This window comes from Streptomyces sp. HSW2009, from assembly GCF_040240285.1.
Lineage (GTDB): Bacteria > Actinomycetota > Actinomycetes > Streptomycetales > Streptomycetaceae > Streptomyces.
The window spans coordinates 1-26966 of the sequence record NZ_JBEHZD010000004.1 but is presented as its reverse complement, the minus strand read 5'-3'; the positions used below and the strand labels follow the sequence as shown (position 1 = coordinate 26966).

The 26966-nt window shown below is 70.3% G+C and carries 20 protein-coding genes, 2 tRNA genes and 1 pseudogene; 15 read left to right on the top strand and 8 right to left on the bottom strand.

Annotated elements, in window-relative coordinates:
• Positions 1–25 precede the first annotated feature (25 nt).
• From AAHZ94_RS00735 to AAHZ94_RS00725, 3 genes are all read left to right on the top strand, one after another.
• Positions 26–628 carry a DUF3566 domain-containing protein gene (locus AAHZ94_RS00735; RefSeq protein ID WP_349989835.1) on the top strand — a complete coding sequence of 201 codons (603 nt, stop codon included), beginning with the start codon at positions 26–28 and terminating at the stop codon, positions 626–628.
• A gap of 583 nt (positions 629–1211) precedes the next feature.
• A tRNA-Ile gene (locus AAHZ94_RS00730) sits at positions 1212–1285 on the top strand.
• Positions 1286–1442: 157 nt separating this feature from the next.
• Positions 1443–1577, top strand: coding sequence for a DLW-39 family protein (locus tag AAHZ94_RS00725; protein ID WP_003958712.1), 135 nt, complete (start codon positions 1443–1445; stop codon positions 1575–1577).
• A 626-nt stretch (positions 1578–2203) separates the two neighbouring features.
• On the opposite strand, the gene AAHZ94_RS00720 is transcribed toward AAHZ94_RS00725, so the two are convergent.
• Positions 2204–2410, bottom strand: a complete 207-nt coding sequence (locus AAHZ94_RS00720; RefSeq protein WP_349989834.1) for a hypothetical protein — start codon at positions 2408–2410, stop codon at positions 2204–2206.
• Between the two features lie 81 nt (positions 2411–2491).
• Between AAHZ94_RS00720 and AAHZ94_RS00715 the strand changes: the two genes are divergently transcribed.
• Complete coding sequence (locus AAHZ94_RS00715) at positions 2492–3820, top strand: hypothetical protein (protein ID WP_349989833.1); 1329 nt, start codon at positions 2492–2494, stop codon at positions 3818–3820.
• Positions 3821–6858: 3038 nt separating this feature from the next.
• On the opposite strand, the pseudogene AAHZ94_RS00710 reads toward AAHZ94_RS00715, so the two are convergent.
• Both AAHZ94_RS00710 and AAHZ94_RS00705 read right to left on the bottom strand, forming a co-directional pair.
• Positions 6859–7734, bottom strand: a pseudogene (locus AAHZ94_RS00710) (serine/threonine-protein kinase); the annotation flags it as partial.
• Positions 7735–8006: 272 nt separating this feature from the next.
• The gene (locus AAHZ94_RS00705; protein ID WP_349989832.1) at positions 8007–8555 is read right to left on the bottom strand and encodes a helix-turn-helix domain-containing protein; all 549 of its coding nucleotides are present in this window, start codon (positions 8553–8555) and stop codon (positions 8007–8009) included.
• 112 nt (positions 8556–8667) lie between these two features.
• Here AAHZ94_RS00705 and AAHZ94_RS00700 point away from each other — a divergent pair.
• Positions 8668–8740, top strand: a tRNA-Ala gene (locus AAHZ94_RS00700).
• A gap of 205 nt (positions 8741–8945) precedes the next feature.
• On the opposite strand, the gene AAHZ94_RS00695 is transcribed toward AAHZ94_RS00700, so the two are convergent.
• Together AAHZ94_RS00695 and AAHZ94_RS00690 are read right to left on the bottom strand one after the other, a co-directional pair.
• On the bottom strand, positions 8946–10034 hold the full coding sequence (locus AAHZ94_RS00695) for a sensor histidine kinase (RefSeq protein WP_349989831.1): 1089 nt from the start codon (positions 10032–10034) through the stop codon (positions 8946–8948).
• Positions 10027–10725, bottom strand: coding sequence for a response regulator transcription factor (locus AAHZ94_RS00690; RefSeq protein WP_349989830.1), 699 nt, complete (start codon positions 10723–10725; stop codon positions 10027–10029). The genes AAHZ94_RS00695 and AAHZ94_RS00690 overlap by 8 nt, the downstream gene beginning before the upstream one ends.
• Before the next feature lie 682 nt (positions 10726–11407).
• Between AAHZ94_RS00690 and AAHZ94_RS00685 the strand changes: the two genes are divergently transcribed.
• Positions 11408–12568 (top strand): lipid II:glycine glycyltransferase FemX, encoded by a 1161-nt coding sequence (locus tag AAHZ94_RS00685; RefSeq protein WP_349989852.1) that lies wholly within the window; start codon positions 11408–11410, stop codon positions 12566–12568.
• Positions 12569–12776: 208 nt separating this feature from the next.
• Here AAHZ94_RS00685 and AAHZ94_RS00680 read toward each other — a convergent pair whose 3' ends face one another.
• Positions 12777–14120, bottom strand: coding sequence for a UDP-N-acetylmuramoyl-tripeptide--D-alanyl-D-alanine ligase (locus AAHZ94_RS00680; protein WP_349989829.1), 1344 nt, complete (start codon positions 14118–14120; stop codon positions 12777–12779).
• 175 nt (positions 14121–14295) lie between these two features.
• On the opposite strand from AAHZ94_RS00680, the gene AAHZ94_RS00675 reads away from it, so the two are divergent.
• From AAHZ94_RS00675 to vanX, 3 genes are read left to right on the top strand one after another with little or no spacing between them, the layout of a single operon-like run.
• A complete protein-coding gene (locus AAHZ94_RS00675; RefSeq protein WP_349989828.1) occupies positions 14296–15273 on the top strand; it encodes a D-isomer specific 2-hydroxyacid dehydrogenase family protein in 978 nt (325 codons plus the stop codon).
• Positions 15266–16306, top strand: coding sequence for a D-alanine--(R)-lactate ligase (gene vanA, locus AAHZ94_RS00670; protein ID WP_349989827.1), 1041 nt, complete (start codon positions 15266–15268; stop codon positions 16304–16306). Before AAHZ94_RS00675 ends, vanA begins: the two co-directional genes overlap by 8 nt.
• Positions 16303–16911, top strand: coding sequence for a D-Ala-D-Ala dipeptidase VanX (gene vanX / locus AAHZ94_RS00665; RefSeq protein WP_349989826.1), 609 nt, complete (start codon positions 16303–16305; stop codon positions 16909–16911). The genes vanA and vanX overlap by 4 nt, the downstream gene beginning before the upstream one ends.
• Positions 16912–17900: 989 nt before the next feature.
• Here the strand turns inward: vanX and AAHZ94_RS00660 are convergent.
• A complete protein-coding gene (locus AAHZ94_RS00660; protein WP_349989825.1) occupies positions 17901–18623 on the bottom strand; it encodes a DUF5324 family protein in 723 nt (240 codons plus the stop codon).
• Positions 18624–18881: 258 nt separating this feature from the next.
• Here AAHZ94_RS00660 and AAHZ94_RS00655 point away from each other — a divergent pair, with 258 nt between their 5' ends.
• The gene (locus tag AAHZ94_RS00655; protein ID WP_349989824.1) at positions 18882–19415 is read left to right on the top strand and encodes a peptidylprolyl isomerase; all 534 of its coding nucleotides are present in this window, start codon (positions 18882–18884) and stop codon (positions 19413–19415) included.
• Between the two features lie 195 nt (positions 19416–19610).
• The gene (locus AAHZ94_RS00650; RefSeq protein WP_349989823.1) at positions 19611–20510 is read left to right on the top strand and encodes a rhomboid family intramembrane serine protease; all 900 of its coding nucleotides are present in this window, start codon (positions 19611–19613) and stop codon (positions 20508–20510) included.
• 1087 nt (positions 20511–21597) lie between these two features.
• On the opposite strand, the gene crgA is transcribed toward AAHZ94_RS00650, so the two are convergent.
• Positions 21598–21858 (bottom strand): cell division protein CrgA, encoded by a 261-nt coding sequence (gene crgA / locus AAHZ94_RS00645; protein WP_349989822.1) that lies wholly within the window; start codon positions 21856–21858, stop codon positions 21598–21600.
• 144 nt (positions 21859–22002) lie between these two features.
• Between crgA and AAHZ94_RS00640 the strand changes: the two genes are divergently transcribed.
• The 4 genes from AAHZ94_RS00640 (at position 22003) to AAHZ94_RS00625 (ending at position 26447) form a co-directional block, all read left to right on the top strand.
• Positions 22003–22773, top strand: a complete 771-nt coding sequence (locus tag AAHZ94_RS00640; RefSeq protein WP_349989821.1) for a DUF881 domain-containing protein — start codon at positions 22003–22005, stop codon at positions 22771–22773.
• Positions 22774–23376: 603 nt separating this feature from the next.
• The gene (locus tag AAHZ94_RS00635) at positions 23377–24033 is read left to right on the top strand and encodes an aminodeoxychorismate/anthranilate synthase component II (RefSeq protein ID WP_349989820.1); all 657 of its coding nucleotides are present in this window, start codon (positions 23377–23379) and stop codon (positions 24031–24033) included.
• A 305-nt stretch (positions 24034–24338) separates the two neighbouring features.
• On the top strand, positions 24339–25622 hold the full coding sequence (locus AAHZ94_RS00630) for a class E sortase (RefSeq protein ID WP_502964551.1): 1284 nt from the start codon (positions 24339–24341) through the stop codon (positions 25620–25622).
• Between the two features lie 87 nt (positions 25623–25709).
• Complete coding sequence (locus tag AAHZ94_RS00625) at positions 25710–26447, top strand: class E sortase (protein ID WP_349989819.1); 738 nt, start codon at positions 25710–25712, stop codon at positions 26445–26447.
• Positions 26448–26966 lie beyond the last annotated feature (519 nt).

The following is a 26966-nucleotide window of genomic DNA, read 5'->3' as shown; positions in this document are numbered from 1 at the left end:
ATCGGCTGACTCCCAGAGGGGAACTGTGACGGACACCCGAGGTGCCAAGCAGGGCTACGAGTCGTTTTCGGCGAGCCCACTGCCCAACGAGCGGCCGGCGGGGCAGCAGCAGTCGCAGCCCTACCACCCGCCGCACGCGTACGCGCCCCCCGCGGGCGAGAGCGACTCAGCACCCGCCGGTGGCGGCGGGTCGGGGCAGCCGCCGCAGCAGGCGGTACGCCGCCCGCGCACGCCGTCCGGCGCGCGCACCGTCCCCCGCACCCGCAAGGCGCGGCTGCGGGTGGCGAAGGTCGACCCCTGGTCCGTGATGAAGGTCAGCTTCCTGCTCTCCATCGCGCTGGGGATCTGCACGATCATCGCGGCCTGCGTGCTGTGGATGACGATGGACGCGATGGGCGTCTTCTCCACCGTCGGCGGCACGATCAGCGACGCCACCGAGTCCAACGAGGGTGGCGGCTTCGACCTGGAGTCGTTCCTCTCGCTGCCGCGGGTGCTGATCTTCACCTCGGTCATCGCGGTCATCGATGTGGTGCTCGCGACGGCCCTGGCGACGCTGGGCGCGTTCATCTACAACCTGTCGGCGGGGTTCGTCGGTGGGATTGAGCTGACGCTGGCCGAGGACGAGTAGGACACGGTGCCGGGCGGCTGCCCGGCTGCCCGGCTGACTTCTGGCTGACACCGGCCGGCGCTGCGACTTCCCTGAGGGGGGCGGGGCGCCGGCCGGTGGTGTGTGTGGGTGTGGGTGTGGGTGGTACGGGGTGGGCTTGGCGTTTTGGCGTGCGGGGTGTGGGGCTATGGGTGGGTTTTGGCGGGTACGGGGTGGGTTGGTGTTCTGGCGTACGGGGCGTGCTTGGGGGTGGCGGGGTGGGAGCTTGCGTGGGTGTGGGGTGTGGGGTGTGGGGTGTGGGCGGTGGGCTTGGTGCTGGGGCGGTGGTGACCGGTGGCTGGGTGGTGGTGGGCCGGGTGGTCCCGGGGCCGGCGCGGGGTGGCATCGGGTGTCGGCCCCTCGGTGGCAGCGGGTGTCGGCCTGGGTGGCCGGGGCGTGGGGCGGGGCGTGGAGCGGGGTGGGGGCCGGGTTCGGTGGTGGGGCCGGGCTCTCGGTGGTCGGGGAATTCCGTTGCGGGCGGTGCGTACCGCAGGGGGCGCCTGCCCCGCCCTCGATACCGATTTTGGGCCAGGGCCATCGGTGCGCTAATCTTTCGGTGCAGCGCGGGGCTATAGCTCAGACGGTTAGAGCGCTTCCCTGATAAGGAAGAGGCCACAGGTTCAAGTCCTGTTAGCCCCACCGATGCGATCGGCCCGGATGGAGAATCTCCATTCGGGCCGATTCTTTTGTCCACCCACTGAGTTGGGCCCGGGCCTAGGTCACTGATCGGTATCGGTCGGTGTGTATAGTCGGGCGCCAGAAGGTCTCCTACGTCAAGGAAAGACGAGGTCGCGCGGTGAAGAAGCTTCTCCTGGTCGCACTGGCCGCAATCGGCGGGCTCCTCGTGTACCGCCAGATCCAGGCGGATCGCGCCGAGCAGGATCTGTGGACGGAGGCGACCGACTCCGTACCCGCAGGTTCGGGTGTGTGAGTCGCACTAGTCCTCATACGGGGCTTCGATCGCTAGCGGCGGTCGGAGCCCCGTATTTGTCGTATCCGGAATACGGGTTCCGGCTCCGCGCCGGGAGCGGCCCGGGCTGGTCTGGCCTAGTCCGGCCTGGCCCGGCCCAGCCCGGTTTTCCAGGTGCTCGGACCGGGCTGGCCGTCGGTTACGGACCGCTGGTTGTCGGCTCTCGGCTATCGATCGCTGGTCGCAGAATGCCATGGGCTGATCGCTAACCGTGAGAGGTCTGTCCCGTGGAGTGCGGTGTGCTCCGTGCTGTGGATGGTGCGGTCACCGGGCGGTGCGGTTGGCATCGGCCGGCTGGGGGTCGGGGCGTGGGGCGCGGGCTTGAGCTGGGCGGTTTGGGTGGCTGTGGGCTGGCCCTCGGAGTGAGGAGGGTGCGGCCCGGGTGGCGCCGTGGCCCGGACGTGGTGGTGGAGTGGCCGGCGAGATGACGGTTCGGGCGGTGGGCGAGCCTTCCGGGCGGGTACGGTCGTGCCGGCCGGTTGTCCCGACTGCCCGGCCACCTCGGTCGCATCCCGGCTGCTTCGGCGGCCCGGCTCGTACGTACCGGCGAACCGGCCGTATCGGTCAGCCAGCGATGGCGGTGTTGGTCAGCCGGCGATGGCGGTGTTGGTGGCGGCCCGGTGCTGGTCGGCGTGCGGAACGCGGTGGCCGTCGGTTGGATCGGGCGCCGGTTGGATCGGAGCGCTGGTTGGATCGGGTCGCTGATCGGTTGGGATCAGGTAGTGGTGCAGGTCACGGGCGTCGTGGGGCGGGGGCTCCGGGTGGGTGGCGGCGGCCGGGCGGTGTTCTTTCACCCCATGTGTTCACATCAGCAAAGATTTGGCTTGCACGAGCAAAAAGCGTGCCGGTCACCGCTATGCGAGGAGTGACGTCCGATGAACGACCGCCGCCGCAGGCACCGCATCGGTCTCGTCGCGGCGGCGACGCTGGGTGTGACGGGCCTCGTCAGCGGACTGACCCCCGGGCCGGCCGGGGCCGCGCAGCGCGCCGACCAGGACGCGTACCGCACCTCGGGATCGGCGATCAAGGGCGCCCTGACCAGCGGCGATGCCCCACGCCTCGCCATCGGCCAGCCCCGCGTCGACACCATCGGCGCCGGTGAGACCCGCTACTACGCGGTCGAGCTCGACAGCACGTCAACCCACTACGTATCGGCGATTGCCATCCCGCCGAGCGGCGCGGAACTCGACGCCTACCAGGACGAGATACGCGTGACGCTGACCCGGCTCGACGGGGGGCGCTGCGATACGGCGATCGCGGGGGCCGACGCGGCGGACGCGGCCCATCCGTTCGGCACCGCGGTGTTGCGGCAGCCCGGGCCCGGGGCCTCGTCCCGGTGTGGTGCGGCGGGCCGGCACCTGGTCTCGGTGGCCCGGCCGAAGGGCACCTCATCCGGGTCCAAGCGCTGGGCGATCGAACTGAGCCACCTGCGCGAACCGAAGGTCGTCGACGGCCCGACCGAGCCGCCGGACAAGGGGAGTTGGAGCACGGACGAACCCATTCCGCGCTCCGACCGGCCCCGCCCGCGCAACGGCGGAACCGGGTTCAACGACGCCGCTGAGCTGTCCCCGGGAGCCTGGCAGGACACCATCGCGCCAGGTCAGACACGGTTCTTCAAGGTGCCAGTGAGCTGGGGTCAACAACTGCTGACCAGCGTCGAAGTGCCGGCCCCCGCGGGCTCGTCGGGGCGCTCGACCGGCAGCGAAGGCTTTCTCCGCGACGCGCTCGGCATGTCCGTCTACAACCCCGGCCACGCGCTGCTGGCCACGAACCACTTCGTCCCGTACAAGGGGCATCCGACGTCGTCCCGGATCACCACCGCCCCCATCGCGTACGGCAACCGCAAGGAACGCTCGCGGGCCGCGGTGCGCGCGGCGAGCATCGCCGGCTGGTACTACGTCGCGGTCTCGCTCAACCCCGCCATGGAGCGCTACTTCAAGGACGGGGCCCCGGTAACCGTACGGGTACGGCTGGCGGGCGAGCGCGGGGCGGGGCCGCGGTACGAGGGCAGGCCGGGCCCGGGCGGCTTCGGCATCGAAGGCCGGCCGTCGGACGTCGTGCCCGGGCCCGAGGCGACCGGCACGGGCGGCGACGACGGCGTGGGGCTGCGCCCGGTCGCCTATGGCGGATTCGGGCTCGGCACCGTGCTGTTGGTCTGGCTCGGCACGTGGAAACTGGCTGCTCGCCGCCGTGCGACGACGTGAGCGGCGGGGGGTTGGCCTGCCGCCGGCTGTCGTGGGGTGCCGGGGGCGACGGGGGTGACACGGGGCGTCGCAGGGTTGCGTGAGTGCCGCGGGGTGCCGCCGAGGGTCGGTTCGTACGGTGGAGGTTCGGGTTCCGCGCTGAGCGGAGTTGAGCGGGGTTGGGCTGGGCGACGGGGTGTGGCGTACGGCTGGTGAGGGGGGGGGGGGGGCTGTCGTCAGCCGGTGAGGAACGCCCAGATACCGACGGCGTAGCAGACCGCAGCGGCAACCAGGATGGCGAGCGTCACGGTGCGCGAGGGGCCGGTGTGGCGCAACGGGGCGGGGTTGGCGGGCGTCGGTGTGGCGAACACCGCGGTGGGCGCATCGCCCCCGACAGCGGGCGGCAGCGGCCCGGCCACCACACTCGCCTCGGGCCCAGCGGCCACGGACCCGGGCCCCTCCGCGGCTGTCGTTGCCCCAGCCATCGGATGCGTTGCTGCCGTCTCTGCTGTCCCTGTTTCCGCTGGTGAGGGGGTGGTTGGTGGCTGTGAGGCGTGGAGGTCAGGGGAGTCGGCGGAGGCGAGCGGCGGTACGGGTATGCCGGGTGCGACGCGGGTGGTTGAGGTGCCGTTGGTGGCTGGAGTGGCTGGGGCGGCAGCGAGGGGGTTGGTGGTCGTGGGTGGGGGTGCCTGGGGCGCGGACAGGGGTGCGGCCGGGGGCGGGGTGGGTGTGGGGGGCGGCGTCGGGGTGTGCGGTCCGTACGGCGGGAGCGCTGTCCCCGGGGTGTGGCCCACTGCGGCACCGTGCTGGTTGCCGTACAACTGCGCGGTCGGATACGGCCTGGTGGGCGGTGTCGGAGTGGTGTGCGGGCCGGGCGGGTAGCCGTATGCGCCCTGCTGGTACGGCGGTTGCGGGGGCGTCGCGGAACCCGGTGGTCGGGGCACGGGTGTGGCGCCGCCCGGCGCGGCCGGTGGCGCGACGGGGCTGGCCGTCGGCGTCGCCTCGAACGGCGAGGCACCGGCCGACGTCGGCACCGCGGGCGGGGCGGGTATCGCGGCTGGGGCAGGTGGGGTGGGAGTGGGGGTGTCGGGTGCCCAGGGGGTGGTGAGGCTCGGCGGCGCGGTGGGGGGTGGTGTCGGCGCCTGGTGTGCCGGTGGGGCGAGTGGGGCGGGGGTGGGTGTGGGCGTGGGGTCGAGTGCCCATGGCTGTGGGGTGGCGTTCGGCGGCGTGGCGGCGGGTGTGGGTGGTTGGGGTTGGGGTTGGGGTTGGGGCTGAGAGGGGAGCTGGTGGGCTGGGTGCGAGGGGTGGTCGGTTTGCAGGGTGGGTTGGGGTGGAGTGGGTTGTGACCAGGTGGCGGGGGGCGCTGGGTGGGGTGTGTTGGGCTGTGGCGTGGCAGGGTGGGGTGGGGTGGGGTGAGGGGGCGTCGGGTGGTGAGGGGTGGGGTGGGGTGCGGGTGAGGGTGCAGCAGTCTGGGATGGAGTGATGGGGTCCAGGATGGTTTGGGGCGGGGCGAGGGGGAAACTGCCCGTCTGTGACATGGCCGGCTCAACACCGGTCGCTGTCGGTGGACCCGGCAACGATCCGGTGTCCACCTCGGGCCCGGCCGGCCCGTACCCGGCCGCAGCGGCCGGCCCGGCCAGCGACCAACCATCGACCGTCCCCGGAGCCGGAGCCGGAGCCGGAGCCGGAGCCGGAGTCGGAGCCGCGCCAACGCCGGACGCCGCCCCAGCACTGGAGATCGCCCCGGCGTCGGACACCGCCCCAGCCTCCTGAGCAACACCCGGCCCCTGCGCACCAGCACCAGCACCGGCCGCCGACGCAGCCCCGCCCGTACCTGCTTCCGCACCCGTCCCCAGCCCGGCCACGGGCCCCGTCCCGGCGTACGACCCGGACGATCCGCCCTCCGGCGCCCCGGCAACACCGCCAACGCCACCGGTGTCGGGCTCGGGCCGCGCGGCGTGTGGCGTAGGTGTGACGGGCGGCTGACCGCCGGTGCTGGTGCTGGTGTTCGCGCTGGTGCCGGTCGGCGGTCCCGCGGGTGACTGGTGCGGCCCCGGTGGCTGCTGTGGGTGAACCGGTGGCGCGCCGGAGGGGCCCGCGCCCACCGGTTGCTGCACATCGGTCGGTGGTACGTCCGCTGGCTGTGCGTCGGGCTGCTGCCGTACGCCCCCCGGCGGGGTTCCGGGCGCCGCGCCGGCCGGGGTGGCAGGGCCCTGCCAGGAGCCCTGCGGGAGCCCGTACCAAGAATCGGTCCTCGTCTGCGTACCGGTCGGGTCCGCCCCCGTGAGCCGCGCGTCATCGGCACCGGAGCCGCTGGCATAGGGGGCTTGCGTGTATGAGCCCGGGGCGTACGGATCGATCTCGTACGCGCCGGGCGCCTGCGTACCGGGCGCCTGCGTATTGGGCACCTGTGGGTCGCGCGGGTGCGCGCCCGAGGGGTGCTCGGCGCGGCCCGGCACATGCTCGACCGGGGTGGCTGGGAACGGGGACGGTTGCCCCGTGTGGTCGGGCGCCGTCGCCCACTCGCCGGACACGGGCCCCGCCGGCGGGGCATGACCGGCCCCGGGCGCCGAGCCCCGGCCCGGCCTCGGCAGCGACCCGGCGGCCGACTCCGCGCCACCCTGCACGGGCGCTCCGGGACGGGAACCCGGCCCACTGCCAGCAGCGGGCCCCGGGTCGCCCCCCGCACTTCCCTCTCCGCCCGGGCCAGTCGCTGCGCCCCCGCCCGCCGGGCCGTCCTCCCGCGCCGTGCTGCCGGTCCCGGCCGCCCCCGGCCCGCCGGCCGGCTCGGTCGCGCTCGGCGGCTCGTCGCCCGGTCGGGGCGTCTGCGAGGCCTGCGGCGCCACACCACCAGGACGGCCGCTGCCGTGCCGGGCGCCGCCCGGATAGGTGCCGGCCGGGTAGGGCCCCGTGGCGTACGGGCCGGTCGCGTACGTCTCGGTCGCGTCCGGCGGTGCCGGCCGGTCGTAGGCCCCGTACGCGTCGTACGCCTCCGCCAGCGCGAGCGGGTCCGTGCGCTGGGCCAGCCGGGCCGCGCGGGGCTGCGGGGTGGGAGCGGTCGGCCCGGTCGGCCCGAAACCCGGCGGCAGCGGGCCGAGGTGGTCGAAGACCTCGACCACCTCGTCGTCGATGCCCGGCTCCGGCAGCAGTTCGGCCGCGGAAAGGAGAGCCTTTCGTGCTCCGTTGGCGCTACGGAAACGGGCCTCGGGATCAGGGTGGAGAAGGTTGGCTATCACCTGCCAGAGCGGTTCCGGAATGCCGTCGGGCGCATTCGGAACACCATGTGCCGTAAAGCGTTCGATGAGCGCTTCCGCATCCGGCTTGTGGCCGCTGAGGAGATAGAGCGCCACCAGCCCCACCGTGAACAGGTCGGCGGGAAAATCAGGTTCGGCACCGAGGATTTGCTCCGGGGCGAAATAACCGGGCGTCCCCACCACGAAGTTGGTGTCCGTCAGCCGTGGTTCGCCCTTGGTCATGGCGATGCCGAAATCCGAAAGACGTACGTGCGGCCGACCCGTACCCGTCGCTTCCAACAGCACGTTCGCGGGCTTGATGTCGCGGTGTACCACTCCCTCCGCGTGCACGGCTGCGACACCGGAGAGCAACTGGTCGAGCAGGACGCAGACGTATGACGCCGGCAGCGGCCCGTAGTCACCGATGAGGTGCGCGAGCGAACCGCCGCCCACCAGATCCATGGTGAACAGCACCTTGTCGTCGTCCGCCGCCCAACTCGCCGGAGCCAGCACATGCGGGTGGTCGATCCGCAGGGCCTGCTCGCGGACGAATCTCAACAGGGTGTGGGCATCGCTCTGTTGGAGCACCTTGGCCGCGACGTATCGCGACCTCCGGTGGTCCCAGGCGCGCCAGACCGCGCCGACCCCGCCGCGGCCGATCGGATCGACCAACTCGTACCGACCAGCGAAGATCTCACCCATCGTGCCCCGACCGTCCACTCGCCCGTCGACTCGACTACCTCGAACCGACTTCTCGAACCGCCACTTCGCCCCGACACCTGCCCCGCCACACCCGGGCCCCACTCACTGCCGACTCGCTGCCGACCCGATCACGACCGTCCCGAGCCAACCGCCGTCACCCACCGAGCCCGTCTGGTCCCGCCCACCGGCGCGGCCCGGAGGCGGGGGCGCAGCACGGCTCGGCGTGAGCGGCCGTCCGACCGCTGTGGCGCGGTCTCAGCCTTGGTGCGGTCTCAGCCCTGGTGCGACTCGTAGTGCGCGACGGCGTCGGCGGTGCGGCCCGCGCCGTACACGCGGAGAAACTCTGCCAGTTCGGGGTGGGTCGAGGTGAGCGAGTCCGCCGCATCGATGATGTCACCGGCCGCCGCCACCGATCGCAACAGCGACTGGATCTCCCGCACCACACGCCGCACGGTGGGGGCGCCACTGCTGGTCGTGGTCTGCGCCGTGTTGTTCAACACCGAACCTCCGGCCGACTTCTTGATCTCCTCCATCCGCTCAGCAGCCTCGCCCGCGCTGACCCGCCCGTCCGCGACCTGACTGGAGAGCTCCTGCAAGGCCTGCACCCGCTGCACCACGGCCGGATTACCGATCTTGGCCCGTTGCCCGCTCATGAGCTGCGACAACATCGGAGCCGAGAGCCCGAGGACGGAGGCGAGACGAGCCTGGTTCAACCCAAGATCGTCGATCAGCCGACGGAAGAGTGCGCCCAGCGGTTCCCCATACCAACTCCGTTGCAGCTCTCGTGCGCGGGCGGTGGCGTCCTGCTGTGCTGCGTCCATCTCGCTCTCCCCTTCGCTGCCGCGAATCTTGCGTGGCATCCTACGGAGACCGGTACGTACGAGCGATACCCGGTCGGGAAAGCTATCGGGTAACAGGTATCCTGATCTCGAAGGGGCCTTAGCTCAGTTGGTAGAGCGCCGTCTTTGCATGGCGGATGTCAGGAGTTCGACTCTCCTAGGCTCCACTTCGAGAAAGCCCTCTGAACTGCGGAAACGTGGATCAGGGGGCTCTTTGTGCGGCTGGGTGCAGCGCCGCGTGGACCCCGGCCCGGGCGGGTGCTCCCATCGACCGTTGGCCCCGGATCGGCGACGGGAGCGGACGGCCGTCCGGGACGCCCTTCGCGTACGGACTGCGGTCCCCGTACTGACCCTGTGCCGATGGCCGTACCGTCACCGAGCGGCGTGCCGGGATATCGCGGGTATCTCCACCGAGACACGGAGCCCACCCGTGGGGCGCGGGGTGAGGACGAGTTTTCCGTCGTGCGCCCGGGCGATGGTCTTGACGATGGCCAGGCCCAGACCGACGCCCGCCTGGTCACTGTGGATGCGCTCGGTGCCGCGCCGGAAGGGCTCGGTGAGGGTCGACACCAGTTGTGGGCTGAGTTGCTCGCCGGTGTTTTCGACCGTGAGCACCACGCTCTTGCTCCGCAGACCGGTGTGGACCCGTACGTAGCCGCGCTCCGGGAGGTTGTGGACGATCGCGTTCTGTATGAGGTTCGTGGTCAGTTGCAGCAGGAGGGGCGGCGATCCGGCCGTATGGGCGATGTCTCCGCTGGTGATCAGGCTGACGCCGTGCTTTTCGGCGAGGGGCAGCAGGGTTTCGGTGGCTTCCTCCGTGAGGAGGGACAGGTCGACGCGTTCGCGGGTGAAGGATCGACGGTCGGCGCGGCTGAGGAGGAGCAGCGCTTCGGTGAGGTCGATGGCCCGGGTGTTCACCGTGTGGAGGCGTTCGACGAGCGCGGTGACGTCGAGATGCGGGTCGGTGCGGGCCACGTCGAGCAGCGCCTTGGAGATCGCCAGCGGGGTGCGCAACTCATGCGAGGCGTTGGCCGCGAATCTCCGCTGCTCGGCGACGTGTGCTTCGAGCCGGGTGAGCATTCCGTCGAAGGCGTCGGCGAGTTCGCGGAACTCGTCCTCGCGGCCCGGGAGCCTGATCCGGTGGTCGAGCGAGCCGTTCGTGGCCATGCGCGTGGCATGGGTGATGCGGGTCAGCGGGGCGAGCATGCGCCCGGCGAGGAGCCATCCCCCCACCAGGCCGAACACCAGTAGGAAGGCCAGGACCGCAGCCGCGGCTGATGCGAAGTCGCGCAGCAGGAAGGAGCGGATCAGCACCCCTCCGTCAACGCTCGTATAGGCGGGCAGGTGACGGAGGACGAAGACCCACATCACCGCGAGCAGGAGGAAGCCCGCGACCATGAGGAACCCGGTATAGCTGAGGGTGAGTTTGAGGCGGACGCTCAGCCCGGGCTTCCTAGACACGGCTTCTCTCTCCGCTGTTGCCTGGGTCGGGCGCGGTGTCGATGCGGTATCCGACGCCCGGGACGGTGGCGATGACCCAGGGTTCGCCGAGGCGTTTGCGCAGCGCGGAGACCGTGATGCGCACCGCGTTGGTGAACTGGTTGGCGTTCTCATCCCAGGCACGTTCCAGGAGTTCTTCGGCACTGACGACACCTCCTTCGGCGGCGATGAGGACTTCGAGCACGGCGAACTGCTTGCGGGTGAGCGCGACGTAGAGACCGCCCCGGTACACCTCGCGGCGGAATGGATCGAGTCGCAGGCCAGCGATTTCCCGGACGGGGGGCCTGACATGGGCGCGCCGACGGTCCAGGGCCCTGAGCCGGAGCACCAGTTCCTGCATTTCGAACGGTTTGGTGAGGTAGTCGTCCGCACCGAGCCCGAACCCGGATGCCTTGTCGTCGAGACGGTCCGCTGCGGTCAGCATCAGGATGGGCATGCCGCTGCCCGAGGCGACGACGCGCTTGGCGATCTCGTCACCGGAGGGGCCGGGGATGTCTCGGTCCAGTACCGCTATGTCGTAGCTGTTGATGCTGAGGAGCTCCAGAGCGGTGTTACCGTCTCCGGCGGTGTCCGCAGCGATTGCTTCCAGACGCAGACCATCGCGGATGGCCTCGGCCATGTAGGGCTCGTCCTCGACGACTAAAACACGCATGGTGATAAGGCTAGGAGGCGGCGCATATCGTTGGCGTATCGAAATCCTCATACGTGGCGGGAACGTTGCCTCGCGTTGACTTGTGGCATGATGCGCTCCCCTCCTCAGCCCGCCCGGTGCCTCAGGGCCTTCGGCCGCCGCGATCCGCGGTCGTACGGGGTCGGTGGCCCGGCCTCAAGGACGCGACGGAGGCTGCCGCCCGCACTCTCGATCCGTACGGTGACCGGCGCCTGACCCCGGGTTCAGCCGGCCAGCGAAGATCCCGGTAGCCCGGTAGCCCGGTAGCCCGGTGGTACGGGTTTCGGCTGGTCCTCGGTCTTTGGGTGGCCAGAGCCTTCTGCCCTGTAACTACCGACGTTGATGAGTCGACCGAGCTTGTCATCGCTGCCGGCCTGCTGCTGGCGAGAGGGGCAGGAGTGGCTGGCAGGGGCGTGCTGCGGAGCGGGACCGCGGCCAGCTCTGGCGATCGAGGTCGGTCCGAAGGCATCAGAGGAGCCGTCAGAGGCGACTACGTCGCCCGGTGCCGCGTGTGGTGAGCAGTCCGTAAGCCCCAGGGCCGAACATATCGTGGACGTATCGAAAAGCAGATACGTGCCGGCAACACCGCGCCGTATTGACTGAAGTCATGTCCCACAGCGAACGAGCACGCGAATCCGTCCCGCTGCCGTCGGCACCGCCGTCGATGCCGCTGCCCCCTGCGGTCGGCAGGGGGGTGGGGGCGCGGCTGACCGTCCAGCCGATCAGTGCTGCCGAGCACCTGGCGTTCGTGCGGGCCCAGCGGTCGGTCAGCTTCCTCCAAACGCCGGCGTGGGCCCGTGTGAAGGTGGAGTGGCGCAGCGAGTCCCTCGGCTGGTTCGCCGGAGGACAACTGGTGGGGGCCGGGCTCGTTCTGCACCGCCCGGTGCCGCGGCTCGACCGCTTCACGCTGGCCTATCTGCCCGATGGTCCGGTCATCGACTGGACCGGAGAGCTCGGCGCGTGGCTCAACCCGCTGGCCGCCTATCTGAAGGCCCACGGCGCCTTCGCCATCAGGCTCGGCCCGCCGGTGTCCACGGACACCTGGACCGCCACTCAGGTCAAGGAGGGCATAGCCGATCCGGGAGTTCGGCGCCTGACGGGGATGCGGAGCGAGTGGTCCGACCCGGTGGGCGCCCGGGTGACCAGTTGGCTCAGGGGCACGGGCTGGCGGCCCCAGAGTCCCCAGGACGGCTTCGGCGTCGGCCACCCGCAGTTCAGGTACGAGGTACCGCTGGCCGACCGCACCGAAGACGACGTGCTCAAGGCCATGAACCAGCAGTGGCGCCGCAACATCAAGAAGGCGACCAAAGAGGGCGTCGAAGTCACGGTCGGCGACGACCTGCGAGCCTTCCACGACCTCTACGTCCACACCGCCGAGCGCGACCACTTCACACCGCGACCGCTGCCCTACTTCGAGACCATGTTCGCCGCGCTGAGCGCGGAGGACCCCGAGCGGATCAAGCTCTATCTGGCCCACCATCAAGGGGACTTGGTCGCCGCCACCATCCTGGTTCGGGTGGGCGCCCACGCCTGGTATTCCTACGGCGCCTCCTCCACCGAGAAGCGTGAGGTGCGCGGCTCCAACGCCTGCCAGTGGGCGATGATCAGCGACTCGCTGGCGGCCGGCTGCGATGTCTACGACCTGCGCGGCATCACCCCCACCCTCGATGCCGATGACGCGCATGTGGGACTGATCCAGTTCAAGGTTGGCACGGGCGGCCAGGCGGTGCGGTATGTGGGCGAGTGGGACCTACCGCTGCGACCGATGGTCTACCGGGCCTTCGACCTCTATATGCAGCGACGTGCCCGGTCGGCCGCTTCCTGAGCCGGCGCCCCGGCCTGCCGCTCGACGAAGAGGCATCGGCGGCGGGTTCAGATCGCCTGCCGAGTGGGTGAGCCGCAGTTGCGCGGGTGCGGCCCACCACCAGGCGCCGGGTTGAGGCCGCGCGGCGCGATCCATGGCTACGGCTACGGCTCGGGCCATGGCAACGGGCCGGTATCCGGTCGATGCCCACGGCTCATAGCCCGGCGACTCATCCGAGGGCTGCGGCGACGGTGTCCAGGCTGGCTCCGCGGGATGCCTTGACGAGTACGACGTCACCGGCGGTGAGGTGGCCGCGAAGCCAGCCGACGGTCGCGTCGTTGTCGGGCAGGACCACCGCCCGTGTGCCCGCACCCTCGGCTATCGCCCGGGCGGTCTCGCCGACGGCGGCCACCACGTCGGCCCGCGCAGCGGCGTACGCACCGATGGCCCGGTGCTCGGCTTCGCTGTCGTCACCGAGCTCAAGCATCTCGCCCAGGACGGCGATTCGGCGTCCGCCAGCGATCGCCGCCAGTGTGTCCAGGGCGGCGCGGGTCGAGTCGGGGTTGGCGTTGTAGGAGTCGTTGACCAAGGTCGCGCCACCGGCCAGGCCGCGCAGCTCCAGCCGCCACTTCGACAGCGAAGCCGTCGGCAACGCAGCAGCGGCCCGGTCCAGGGGAACGCCGGCCACCAACCCGGCCGCGGTGGCGGCCGATGCGTTCAGTGCCTGGTGGGCACCCACGACCGGAAGGGCGAGCTGGGCCGAGCCGGCGGTTGTGTGCAGTGTGAACGACGGCCGGCCGAGCGGGTCAAGCGACAGGTCGGCCGCCCGCACATCGGCGTGGGCCGCCCGGCCGAAGGTCAGCACGGGACCCTCGGTGAGGGAACGCATTGCGGCTACCCGCGGGTCGTCCGCGTTGAGCACGGCGATGCCGCCAGGAGCCAGCCCCTGCACCAGCTCGCCCTTGGTCCTGGCGATGGCCGCGCGCGATCCGAACTCGCCGATGTGGGCCTGGCCGACGTTGGTCACGACGGCGATGTCGGGCGCGACCAGGCCGGTGAGTTCGGCTATGTCGCCGACGTTGCGGGCCCCCATCTCCACGACGAGGAACCGGGTGGTGGCGCCGGCACGCAACAGGGTGAGTGGCACCCCTAGCCCGTTGTTGAGTGTGCCGATTGTCGCGACTGTCCGCCCGGTGCTCGCCAACACCGCGGCCAACAGGTCCTTGGTGCCGGTCTTGCCCTGTGACCCGGTCACCGCCACCACGGTCAGCCCGTCCCGCAGATGACCAACGACGTGCACGGCGAGCGCCTGTAGTGCGGCCCGGGCATCAGCGACTACGACGGTGGGCAGGACGGTTGGCCGCGAGCCGAGCACGGCGACCGCGCCGGACCGACCGGCCTGCGCCGCGAAGTCGTGGCCGTCGACGTGCTCGCCGGCGAAGGCGACGAAGAGGCCGCCCGGCTCGGCCTGCCGGCCGTCGAGCACGGCCGGCGCGGTCACCATCACGGAGCCGTCGCCCACGACCTTGCCCCCGACGATCTCGGAAATCTCACCGAGGCTGAGCGGGATCATGACAGCGCGGCGCGGGAACCGCAGCGCGGGAGCGGGCCGACGGGGCAGCGGCGGACGGCGAAGGCGGAGGATTCTCTGCTGAAGGTCATGGCTCCAGTGAAGACGGCCCGGTATATCGCCGGCGTATCGAAAACACCATACGCTCCGGCAACATCGCACTGCCTTCAATGGAGGCATGACCCACAGCAAACCGGCCCGCATCACCATCTACGGGTGCGGCCCTGATGAGGCCGCTTTGTTCCGAGCGATGGCAGCTCGTTTCGACATCACGCCGATCATCACCGAAGTACCGGTATCCGAAGCCACGATAGAGCTGGCAGCCGAAAGCCGCTGCATCAGCGTCGGTCACAAGACCCGCATCAGCAACGAAACCCTATTGGCGCTGGGCCAGGTCGGTGTGCAGTACGTCTCCACGCGGAGCATCGGCTGCAACCACATCGATGTGGAGTACGCAAAGGAAGTCGGCATCACCGTGGGCAATATCGCCTACTCGCCGGACAGCGTGGCTGACTACACGCTGATGCTGATGTTGATGGCCGTGCGTCAGGCGAAGGCAATCATCCGGCGGACGGACGAGCACGATTACCGACTGGGCGATGTGCGAGGGAAAGAGCTGCGTGACTTGACCGTCGGCGTGGTCGGGGTGGGTCGCATCGGCATAGCGGTCATGGACAGGTTGCGGGGGTTCGGCTGTCGCATCCTGGCCCACGACAACCGCCCCAAGACCGCGGCTCACTACGTCCCTCTCGACGAACTCCTCCAACAGAGCGACATTGTCACGCTTCATACGCCGCTCCACGCCGAAACACACCATCTGCTGAATCGGCAGCGCCTGGAACAGATGAAGGACGGCGCGCTGATCGTCAACACCGGGCGTGGTGCGTTGATCGACACCGAAGCCCTGGTGCAGGCACTGGAAGACGGCAGGTTGGGCGGCGCGGCCCTGGACGTCCTCGAAGGGGAAGAAGGCATTTTCTACGCCGACTTCCGGGGCCGGCCCATGGGAAACAAGTCGCTTGCGCGACTGCAAGAGTTCCCCCATGTGCTGATCAGCCCCCACACCGCCTACTACACGGATCACGCCCTGCGCGACACCGTGGAGAACTCCCTCATCAACTGCGTAAATTTCGAAAGCGGGAATCAGCATGGGTAAGGTGAAGATCGGAATCGTCTTCGGGGGTCGTTCCGAAGAGCACTTCGTCTCGGTGAAGTCGGCCCGTGAGGTCGCGCGGAACCTCGACACCGAGAAATACGAACCCTTTTATCTCGGGATCACGAAGAGCGGCGCCTGGCAGCTCTGCGACGGACCCGAAGGGGACTGGGAGAGCGGCAACTGCCGCCCGGCCGTGCTGGCGCCGGACAGCAGTGTGCACGGGCTGCTCGTCCAGGAACAGGGACGATACGAAACGGTCCGGCTGGATGTCGTGCTGCCCGTCCTTCACGGCACGCTCGGGGAAGACGGCGCGATGCAGGGCCTGCTGGAGCTCTCCGGGATTCCCTATGTGGGCTGCGACGTCCAGAGTTCCGTCCTGTGCATGGACAAATCTCTCTCTTACATCGTCGCCAGAAGTGCGGGCATTGCAACGCCGAACTTCTGGATTTTCCTAGCGGGTGAGGAAATCGACCCCGACGAGCTCACCTACCCGGTCTTCGTGAAGCCGGCGCGTTCGGGATCGGCCTTCGGCGTCACCAAGGTCTCCCGAAAGGAAGAACTGCTGGATGCGGTGGAATCGGCCCGGCAGTACGACACGAAGATTCTGGTCGAAGAGGCCGTCGTGGGCAGCGAGATCGGATGCGCCATCCTCGGTGAAGGGCCGAATCTGATCGCGGGCGAACTGGATCGGATTGCGCTCTCGCACGGCTTCTTCAGGATTCACCAGGAGGACCAGCCGGAGACCGGTTCCGAAAATTCGATGGCCATCGTCCCAGCCGACATATCGGACGCGTCGCGACGGCTCGTCGAGGAAGCCGCGAAGACTGTCTATCGCGCTCTGGGATGTAAGGGCCTTTCGCGGGTGGACATGTTTCTCAAGGAAGACGGCGAAGTGGTACTCAACGAGGTCAACACGCTGCCCGGTCTCACCTCGTACAGCCGGTACCCGAGGATGATGGCCGCCGCCGGCCGGTCCATGACCGAAGTGATTGACCGGGCAGTGGCACTGGCTTTGTCGGGAGAAGGCCGATGAGGGACGACTTCGTGTACGTGGACGACCTCGTACACGGCATACGCTGGGATGCCAAGTACGCCACCTGGGACAACTTCACCGGGAAACCGGTGGACGGCTATCTGGTGAACCGTGTGGTCGGCACGAAGACCCTGTGCTCCGCCCTGCAAAGCGCACGGGCGAAGGCCGAATCCCTTGGCTTCGGGCTCCTGCTGTGGGACGGATATCGCCCCCAGCGTGCGGTTGACTGTTTTCTGCGCTGGTCGCAGCAGCCCGAGGACGGCCGGACGAAGTCACGGAACTATCCGAACATCGACCGGGCAGAGATGTTCGAAAAGGGTTACGTGGCTGCGAAGTCGGGCCATAGTCGGGGCAGCACCGTTGACCTCACCCTTTACAACCTCGCCACGGGTGAACTCGTGCCCATGGGTGGTGGCCATGACCTCATGGACGTCATATCCCATCACGGCGCGCCGGGGATCACCCAAGCCGAGGCGCAGAATCGCCAGCATCTTCGTTCCGTCATGGAGGATTCCGGCTTCGGTGCGTACGAATGCGAGTGGTGGCATTACACGCTCCAGGACGAACCGTACCCGGATACCTATTTCGACTTTCCCCTCACCTAGCCGAGGTACCCGGGCCGGTGAACCTCAGCCGGTGGTGTCGCCTCCGGGCGCCGCGGGTGGTGCGGGCGGAGTCGGGGCCGGGGCGGGGGCCGGGGGCGGCGGCATACTCGGGGCGGCGCCCGGTGTGATGACGGCCAGGGTGCTGCGGGCCTCACGGCGCAGGGATTCGGTTCGAGCGAAGGTGGCGGTGAGGGCCAAGAGGGAGACGGTCCCTCCGTACGAAGCGACGCCTATGGCCGACAGGAGCCCGACCAGCATCGGGCACGCACCTTTCTCCCCCGGTGAGACGGTGCCCGACGGTGCTCCATGTCGGGGTGCGTACCCAAAACGGTAACCGAGAGCCCAACGAATGGGCCAGCAAGCGGGGTTGGAGGGATGAGAAGAGTGCGACGGACGGCACGCAGCCCGGGCAGCAGGCGGCTGGTGGGGGTCGTGCGGAGGGCAGCGCGCGGTACGGGGTTGGGCAGCAACGCCGCCCCGTACGCCACCGCCTGCCCGGCGCGCCACACGGACACCCGGCGCGCCCTGCTCCGCCTGCCTGCGCGGCGCACACCCTGTCCGTGCGGTTCGCAGCAGGGCGCGGCGGCGGCCAGCGGTCCTCCGCTGGGTGGCTGGCCCGCCGGCGTGGAGCCGGCCACCCCACAGAGGTGAGCGCGGCTGCCGGCTCCGGAAACGGCGTCCGACGGCTCGGAAGCCCCGCCACCGACTGCCCGGTAGACAGCGCTGGCCGGTCCGCTGCCCTTCCCGATGCGAACCCCTCCGGCCCACATTCCTCCGGCTCGAAGTCCCGCGCCCCGAGGCCGTTCGGTGGCGGCCCCGACACGGGTGCCGGGCAGGGGCCGCACCACGGGCGGCGCCGCCCCGCGCGCGCAGGGCCTTCGGAAGAAGGCGGCCACTCGCCGTGGGGAGCTCCGGGGCGGCGGGGGCACGCGGGCGCAGACAAGGGCTCGTGGTGCGTGCAGGGCACGCGGGGCGGATGGAGGCTTGGGCTATGCCTTGCCGTCCTTCTTGCCGTTGGGCTCCGCCTGCTTCGTCTTGACGCCAGGTGCGAGGTCGTCCTGGGCGTCGCCGTCCACGGCCGTCAGCGGCGGGCGGTCGTCGGCGTCGGCTGCGGCCGGGGGTTCGACCAGCCAGTCCGGGTTGGCCTGCTTGTCCCACCACTTCCAGGCCGCATACGCACCACCGGTCAGCAGACCCAGTACGACGATGCGCTTGGCGACCTTGCCGCGCCGGGCACGGCGGCGCTGGGTGCGGTGCAGATGCTCGACGTCGGCCGCGGTGATCTGGCCGCGCAGCGCTGCCAGTGCAGCGCCGCCACGGGCTGTGGCCTCGTCCCGTACGGGGCCGGCGGCGGCGCGGGCGTCGGCCAGTGCGCTCTCCACGCGTGGGGACGCGTAGTCCGCGGCGTGCCGTGCGGCCCGGCGGGTGCGCTCGGCGGCCCGGTGGGCGGCCTGGTCCACGGCGGGCGGGACGGCGCCGCGCGCGTGTTCGATGCGGGGGGCGAGGTGGCTGCGGTACTGGTCACCGGCGGTCGTACGGGCCTGGTGGGCCGCGTACGACACCTTCGGGGCGATCTTGGTCCGGGCCTCCTGCGCATAGTGCACGGCGGTGTCCCTGGCCTGACTGGCGTGCGGGCCCACCACCTCCACCGCGTGTCGGACGCCCTCCTTGGCCGGGCCGATCGTGCCGCGCACGCTGTCCTTGCGGGTCACGGAATTCCTCCTCCTCGGTGGTGCTTCCGGGGGGCAGAGGCTCCCCCTCGACGCGTAGTGTCGCCTTTCCGCCTATTTGCAGATCATGCCTGTCCGTTGATCGTCAGGCACCTGTGGCCGGGCATCCGGGTCATCGCCCGCCCGGTCGGAGCGCGTACTACCGGGTGGCGTGGCGCGCGCCGAAAGCGGCGGCTACTCGTCTTGCGCGCGTCCATGCGAGGATCGGGAGCCGTCAGTGAAAACTAGGGAAGGTAGATCGTGGCTGAGCAGCTCTACGCCACCCTGAAGACCAACCACGGGGACATCGAGGTCCGGTTGCTGCCGAACCACGCGCCCAAGACGGTCAAGAACTTCGTCGAGCTCGCCGAGGGCACTCGGCAGTGGACGGACCCCAAGACCGGCCAGCCGTCCCAGGCAAGGCTGTACGACGGTACGATCTTCCACCGGGTGATCAGCGGCTTCATGATCCAGGGCGGTGACCCGCTGGGCAACGGCACCGGCGGCCCGGGGTACAAGTTCGGGGACGAGTTCCACCCCGACCTCTCGTTCAACAAGCCGTACCTGCTGGCCATGGCCAACGCGGGCCCGGGCACCAACGGCTCGCAGTTCTTCATCACGGTCTCGCCCACCACGTGGCTCACCGGCAAGCACACCATCTTCGGTGAGGTGGCCAACGACGCCGGCAAGAAGGTCGTGGACGCCATCATCGGCGTGCCGACCAACCCGCGCACCGACCGTCCGGTCAACGACGTGGTCATCGAGTCCGTGGTGATCGAGACCCGCGAGGGCTGATCCACCGGAACTTCCGCCGCGCCGCCCTGGCCCCGCGGGGGGGGCGCCGTGCGGAGGTCGGTACCCGCGCCGACTGGCCACGGACCGGTCCAGCGCGCCAGGAACCAACCCGCCCCACCCATCCGTACAAGGAGGGTGGGGCGGTGGCCGTACACTGCCCGACGCACGGGCCAGGGGGAGAGGTTAGGGGAGACCATGGAAGACCAGGCGGTCTGCTGCTACCGGCACCCGGAGCGCGAGACGGGCATCAGTTGCACCCGCTGTGACCGGCCGATCTGCCCCGAGTGCATGGTCAGTGCCTCGGTCGGCTTCCAGTGCCCGGAGTGCGTGGGCGGCGCTCACGCCAGCGGTGGCGGTGGCGCGTCGAGCAACGGGGTGCGCCGACCCGCCGGGGCCGGCCAGCCCCGTACGATCGCGGGCGGTCAGCTCGCGGCCGATCCCCGGTTGATCACCAAGATCCTGCTGGCGATCAACGTGCTGGTGTGGATCATGGTGCTCTCCGTCGGCGACGAGATGATCGACGACTGGGCGATGGTCGGCCAGTGGCCGCCGGCCGACTCCGGCTTCACGCCGATGCAGGGCGTGGCCGAGGGCGAGTGGTACCGCCTGCTGACCGCAACGTTCCTGCACGAACAGCCGTTGCACATCGCGTTCAACATGCTTTCGCTCTGGTGGCTCGGCGCGCCCCTGGAAGCGGCGCTCGGTCGGGTGCGCTTCCTCGCGCTCTACCTGCTCTCCGCGCTCGGCGGCAGCGCGCTCAGCTATCTGCTCGCCGACCCGGACCAGGCATCCCTCGGCGCGTCCGGCGCGATCTTCGGCCTGCTGGGTGCCACGGCCGTGCTGATGCGCCGGCTCAACTACGACATGCGCCCGGTCATCGCCCTGCTCGCGCTGAACCTGGTCTTCACCTTCGCCTGGAGCGACATCGCCTGGCAGGCGCACATCGGCGGACTGATCGTGGGTACCGCGGTGGCGTACGGGATAGTGCACGCCCCGCGCGAGCGGCGGGATCTGGTGCAGGCGGGTACGTGCGTGGCGATGTTCCTGGTGATCCTGGGCACGGTGCTGGTGCGTACGGCGCAACTGACGGGCTGAGCGGGCTGAGACGCACGGGCCGCGCCACCTGGCACCGTCCGGCCGGTGCGAGGCGCTGGTGGATCGGCATGGCCAGCGGCTGGTTCGGCCGGCTTGGCCGGGGTCGGTTCGGCAGCCTGCCGTAGATGTGGATCGGTGACCGGATGGTCCCGGTCATGCGACCGTCCGTCCGGCCGGCCCTCGCGGAGCCGGGTGGGCGAGGGGCCCGGCGGGCGCGCTGCCCGGGCGATTTCGTACGGAGCCCCCACCCGCACACACGCACAGCCTCGCGGTGGACAGCCGACGCCGGCGCTGGTGCCCCGGGCCGGAGCCCGGTGGACGGTGCTGGGCGCCATGCACAGGGTCAGCACGCGCGGCCGTCCGGCGGGGCCGGGAGGGTCGAAGAGTGACCTGAACGTAATAGTTGTCCACAGCAGTATGCGGGCCCTGTGGGAACATCGGCCCTCGGTCATGTGGTAGGGCGTTTCCGCAGGCAGGAGCGGTTTCAGTGGGTGATGGCAGGGCGCGAAACCAGTAACACCGGCGTCAACCTGGCGGAGGTTATCCACAGATCTTCGTAAGTTTTCCCCACTGTGGATCGCTCTGTGGATAACTCAGGTCAGAGCTTGCCGAACCTCGGCCGAGACGCTACCGCCAGCACCGTCGGCGCCCCGCTCCACCGGCTGCCGCCAGACCGTACGGCCAGGTCAACGCCGTTTCACGGCCGCTTGGGCGCCGCCCGGATGCCGCACCAACGCCGCCTGCCGGACACCTCGCCGCGGCGCGTCCGCTCGGACCCGAACCGGGATTCTGCCGCATCGCCCTACTGTTGCCGCCGACCCCGACCCCATCCGGGAGCCGCACAGCCCACGGCCGTACGAACGCTATGCCGACCACTGCGGGCAACGCGTCCGTACGAACCGTGCCCGTCCGGGCGCAGTAACCCCCGACACGGCACCGCCCCGATCCGGCGCGAGGGCGGCAGGTCACGAGGGCACCACACACGGCACGAGGGCACCACAAAGTCGCGCCGGTCGGCCGACGGCCGCGGCGGCAGGTGTGGCCGCGGGGCGGCGCGGCCCGGGTCAGGGCCGGCTCGCGCGTGCGGCTACTTCCACTGAGTGGAAACGACGAACCCCGCAGCGATGAAGCCGAAGCCGACGACGATGTTCCAGTTGTCGATCGATTCGATGGGCATGTCGCCGGAGGTCACGTAGAAGAGCACGATCCAGGCCAGACCGATGAGGAACATCGCCAGCATCAGCGGTGCGATCCAACTACGCCCGCTGTTCAACTTTATGGCCGTGGTCTGCTGCTTCGCCGACTGCGGCGTGTAATCGTCCTTCTTGCGGATACGTGACTTCGGCACGAGGAACTCTCCTGTCGATGCGCTGCGTGACCGCGCGGAAACCAATGTGACGGGCTCCCGGGAGCACTGAGCAGGGAGCACTTCCTTTCTCCCGGGCGTCCGTTAGCGTAGTGCTTCCGCGGCGTCGAGAGAGATAAGGGTACGTTGAGTAATTCAGCCGACTCCTCCGGGCCGACCCCTCGGCGCATCGCCTTTCGCCCGATTCGGTTGCTGACGATCGCCATCTTCGCGCTCGCCGGGCTCATCTTCTGGATCAGCTTCAACACCGCCAAGGGCACCAACATCCGCAGCGACGAATCCATGTTGCGGCTCTCCGACCTCATCCAGGCGCGCAGTGACAAGAACGCCGGGTTGGACGAGAAGACCGCGGACATGCGCTCGGAGGTGGACGCGCTGCTGCACCGGGACGACGACCGCAGCGCGGCCGACCAACGGCGGCTGCGCACCCTGGAGCGTTCGGCCGGCACCCAGAAACTGACCGGCAGCGGGGTCACCGTCACCCTCACCGACGCCCCGCCCAACGCCACCCCGCTGGTCTCCGGCGTCCCCGACCCGCAACCCAACGATCTGGTCATCCACCAACAGGACCTCCAGGCCGTGGTCAACGCCCTGTGGCAGGGCGGGGCCCGTGGCATCAAGGTGATGGACCAGCGGCTGATCTCCACCAGCGCCGTGCGCTGCGTCGGCAACACGCTCATCCTCCAGGGCCGCGTCTACTCCCCGCCGTACAAGGTGACCGCGGTCGGCGACACCGACGCGCTGCGCGACGCGCTCAAGGAGTCCCCGGCGATCCAGAACTACCAGGAGTACGTGAAGGCGTACGGCCTCGGTTGGAAGGTCGACGAGCACGGCTCGACCACGCTGCCCGGCTACTCCGGCACGATCGACCTGCACCACGCCCGACCCGTCGACTGACGCTTCGGCTGACGACCGGCGACCGGCAGCGCACGACCGGCGACCGGCTGGCAACCGCCAGCGACCGGAGCCCCACCGGGCGCGCCTCCCGCTTGCATGCGAGGCACTGCCCACTTGCATACAAGCCGCTGGGCGTTGCATACGACAGACGGCCCGCCCGTATACAACGCTCCGTTGTGCATACAACCCGCCCTCGCCTTGTATGCAACCCGGGCCAGGATGCATACGACCCGACCGGGGGCGCATACAAGTCGCATACAGGTCGTGGCGGCGGGGCCGTGGTCCGGTGGGGCGGCATGTCGTCCTGTGGTGTGACTCGCCCCGGTCGCCGGGCTCGGCCCCGTACCCTGGTTCCGCAAACGGACTCGTCCATCGGCTCATCGGCAAGTAGGGACAGCATGTACGGCTGGATCTGGCGGCATCTGCCGGGCAATGCGTGGGTGCGGGCACTGATCTCGCTGCTGCTCGTGCTCGGCGTCGTCTACCTGCTCTTTCAGTACATCTTTCCGTGGGCGGAGCCACTGCTGCCGTTCAACGACGTGACGGTCAACGAGTGACCGCGGTGACGGCAGGCATCGATACGGCAGGAACGGCAGGCAACCGATGACCGCGCGCATTCTCGTCGTGGACAACTACGACAGCTTCGTGTTCAACATCGTTCAGTACCTCTACCAACTCGACGCCACCTGCGAGGTGCTGCGCAACGACGAGGTGGCCCCGGCCCACGCCGACGACGGCTTCGACGGGGTTCTGCTCTCGCCCGGGCCCGGCACGCCGGAGCAGGCCGGTGTCTGCGTGGACATGGTGCGGCACTGCGCGAACGCGGGCATCCCGGTGTTCGGCGTGTGTCTGGGCATGCAGTCGATGGCCGTCGCGTACGGCGGGGTCGTCGGGCGCGCCCCCGAACTGCTGCACGGCAAGACGTCGCCGGTCCACCACCGCGGCGTCGGGGTCTTCAACGAACTGCCCTCGCCGTTCACCGCGACCCGCTACCACTCGCTCTCCGTCGCGAACGACACGGTCCCCGCCGAGCTTGAGGTCACCGCGTGGACCGAGGCCCCGGAGGCGCCGCCGGGGCGCATCGTGATGGGGCTGCGGCACCGGGAACTGCCCGTCGAAGGGGTGCAGTTCCACCCCGAGTCGGTGCTCACGGAGTGGGGGCACCTGATGCTGGCGAACTGGCTGACCCGGTGCGGCGACGCCGGCGCGGTGGCCCGAGCGACGGGCCTGGCACCGGTGGTCGGCAAGGCCGGGGCGTGACCCCACCGCGCCCCGAGCGCGCGGGCGCCACCCCGGGCGCCACCCCCGGCATCGGGGAGCAGCCGGCAGCCCAGCCGCCCAACGACGAGACGGTGGGGCTCCGCATCGCCGACCTGGAGCGCCGCGGCGCCCCTGGCCCCGGGCCGATGCCGCCGCTGGCCGACGTGGAGACGATGGCCCTGCCTCAGGTGGTGGAGCCGCTCCCGCGGCCGGGAGAACCGGGACGGACCGGCCGGCGTCCTGACCGGCGTCCTGACCGGCGTCCTGACCGGCGTACGGGCGATCAGACGGCCGGCCGATCGGGCCTGCACACGGGCGCGGGCACGCCGCCGGACGGCCCGGCCCAGACGCCCCGGCCAGCGCCTTCGCCCCAGCGAGGGCAGACGCCCCAGCCGGCCCCTTCCACCCAGCCGAGCCCTTCGTCCCAGCCGGGCCAGCCGACTCGACCAGGCCCATCGCCCCGGCCGCTTCGGCCAGACGCCCCGGCCCGGGATGTTCCCCTCGACTTATCGCTGCCGCCCGAGCAGCAGGCTCCGCCCGCGGCCGGTCAGGCCCCGGGGGCCCGTACGACAGGCGGCGACAGCCCGTACGCAACCGGCGGCGACCGCCCGCGCACGCCCGCCAGCAGCGGCCCGCACCAGCCCCACAGCACCCACTCACCCACAACCGACGCCGACGCCCTGTCCGCCCGGGCCGACGGCAGCAGGGCACCGCACGCGGCCGGTGCGGCGCCCGCGCGCGGTGGGCGGGCGGAGCGTCGTAGGGCCGCGCGCAAGGGGGCCGGTCGTGGCGGCCGACGGGGCACGCCGAGTCAGCGCGCCGCGTCCGCGCGGCCCGCGGCGGGCGTCGCCGCCGACCGGTCAGGTGCCCCGCTCAGCAGGGTGGCGGCCCGACAGGCCGAGCGGGCGCGCCGGCCCAGCGTCGGGACCCGGGTCAGCCGGGGGCTGGGGGAGTTGTTCATCACCATCGGGGTGCTGATGCTGCTGTTCGTGGCCTATCAACTCTGGTGGACCAACATCATCGCGCACCAACTGGCCAACGAGGAGCGCGAGAAATTACAGAAGCAGTGGGCCCAGGGCGACTCCCGGGCGCCCGGCGACTTCGAGCCGGGCAAGGGGTTCGCGATCATGTACATCCCCAAGTTGGACGTGGTGGTGCCGGTGGCCGAGGGCATCGACAAGCACCGGGTACTGGACCGCGGCATGGTCGGCCACTACGGCACCGGCTCCCTCAAGACCGCCATGCCGGCGGACAAGAAGGGCAACTTCGCGGTCGCCGGCCACCGCAACACCCACGGCGAGCCGTTCCGCTACATCAACCAACTGCGCCCGGGCGACCCGATCGTGATCGAGACGCAGGACGCGTACTACACGTACGAAATGACCGGCATCCTCCCGCAGACCTCGCCGTCGAACACGGGGGTCATCGGCCCGGTGCCGGCCGGCTCCGGATTCGCCGGGCCGGGGCGTTATCTGACGATGACGACCTGCACGCCGGAATTCACCAGTAAGTATCGAATGATCGTGTGGGGCAAGATGGTTGAAGAACGCCCCCGCTCCCAGGGCAAACCGGACCCGCTGGTGCAATGACAGGTCACGGGCCCGCCGTGCGGCGCGGGCCGGGCCGAGGTGTGCGGACACCAGGCGGCTAAACCACAGGGAACGAGGTACGACGCGGTGGTACGGACCGACGATGACGAGCGGAGCGAACCCGGCGCCACGGCCGCCGCGCCGCCGCGGGTGAACCGTACCCGGAGCCGGATCGCGACCGCCGTCGGCGTCTTCGGCGAACTGCTGATCACGGTGGGCGTGCTGATGGCGCTGTTCGTCGTCTACTCGCTGTGGTGGACCAACATCATCGCCGACCGGGAGGCGAAGAAGCAGAGCAACAAGGTGCGCGAGAACTGGGCCACCGGCCCCGGCCGGCTCGACACCAAGGACGGCATCGGCTTCCTGCACGCCCCGGCCCTCAAGGAGGGCGAAATACTGGTCAAGGAGGGCACCGCGACCAAGACCCTCAATGACGGGGTCGCCGGCTACTACACCAAGCCCGTGAAGTCCGCGATGCCGTGGGACAAGCGGGGCAACTTCTCACTCGCGGCGCACCGCGACGGGCACGGTGCGAAGTTCCACAACATCGACAAGTTGGACGAGGGCGATCCGGTCGTCTTCGAGACCCGTGACGTCTGGTACGTCTACCGGGTCTACGCCAAACTTCCGGAGACCTCCAAGTTCAACGTGGACGTGCTCGACCCGATCCCCAAGGAGTCGGGCAAGAAGCGGCCCGGGCGCTACATCACCCTCTCGACCTGCACCCCCGTCTACACCTCCCGCCACCGCTACATCGTCTGGGCGGAACTGGAGCGCACCGAGAAGGTCGACGCGGACCGCACCAAGCCCAAGGAACTGCGCTGAGCGCCCACGCTCCGGGGCCGCCCGCTCCATAACCCCGCGGTGCGCCGCTGAACGCGCCGTCGGCGCCCTCTGACGCCCGGTGGACTCCCGCACCCGCCCAAGGGGGCCGGAAGGCTCTCCGCAGTCCATCTGCGCCGCCGCAGGACCCGTAGAACGGCCCACCCGACTGTCCCCGGCTGCCCCGCCCCGCCTGCTCCGTCCGCCGGCCCATCCACTCACCCGCACGCGGCCTGCTTGGCGCCCCGCGCAGCGACATGTACGGCTTGCATACAACTCGCACACCTCCAGGCGCGCCGCGCGCGGACCGCATGCCCGTTGTGTACGCACCGTATGCGCCTTGTATACAACCCGCAGGCGAGCCGTGCGCCCCGGCCCGTACGTACGCCACAGCCCGCCGGGGCGGCAGCCCCAAGGAACGCCCGGCCCCCCACCACGGCAAACGGCCCCGGGGTACGGGGGGGGGGGGCGGGCGCCCGGGCGGGCCGGGGGCGGGGTGGGCCGGGCGGGGGGGCGCGGGGG

What these genes read in the sequence shown, in the direction of transcription:
- AAHZ94_RS00715 (WP_349989833.1), top strand. Translation starts at nt 2,492, where the DNA reads ATGAACGACCGCCGCCGCAGGCACCGCATCGGTCTCGTCGCGGCGGCG.
- AAHZ94_RS00705 (WP_349989832.1), bottom strand. Translation starts at nt 8,555, where the DNA reads ATGGACGCAGCACAGCAGGACGCCACCGCCCGCGCACGAGAGCTGCAA.
- vanA (WP_349989827.1), top strand. Translation starts at nt 15,266, where the DNA reads ATGGGTAAGGTGAAGATCGGAATCGTCTTCGGGGGTCGTTCCGAAGAG.
- AAHZ94_RS00675 (WP_349989828.1), top strand. Translation starts at nt 14,296, where the DNA reads ATGACCCACAGCAAACCGGCCCGCATCACCATCTACGGGTGCGGCCCT.
- AAHZ94_RS00685 (WP_349989852.1), top strand. Translation starts at nt 11,408, where the DNA reads ATGCCGCTGCCCCCTGCGGTCGGCAGGGGGGTGGGGGCGCGGCTGACC.
- AAHZ94_RS00635 (WP_349989820.1), top strand. Translation starts at nt 23,377, where the DNA reads ATGACCGCGCGCATTCTCGTCGTGGACAACTACGACAGCTTCGTGTTC.
- AAHZ94_RS00690 (WP_349989830.1), bottom strand. Translation starts at nt 10,725, where the DNA reads ATGCGTGTTTTAGTCGTCGAGGACGAGCCCTACATGGCCGAGGCCATC.
- AAHZ94_RS00650 (WP_349989823.1), top strand. Translation starts at nt 19,611, where the DNA reads ATGGAAGACCAGGCGGTCTGCTGCTACCGGCACCCGGAGCGCGAGACG.
- vanX (WP_349989826.1), top strand. Translation starts at nt 16,303, where the DNA reads ATGAGGGACGACTTCGTGTACGTGGACGACCTCGTACACGGCATACGC.
- AAHZ94_RS00680 (WP_349989829.1), bottom strand. Translation starts at nt 14,120, where the DNA reads ATGATCCCGCTCAGCCTCGGTGAGATTTCCGAGATCGTCGGGGGCAAG.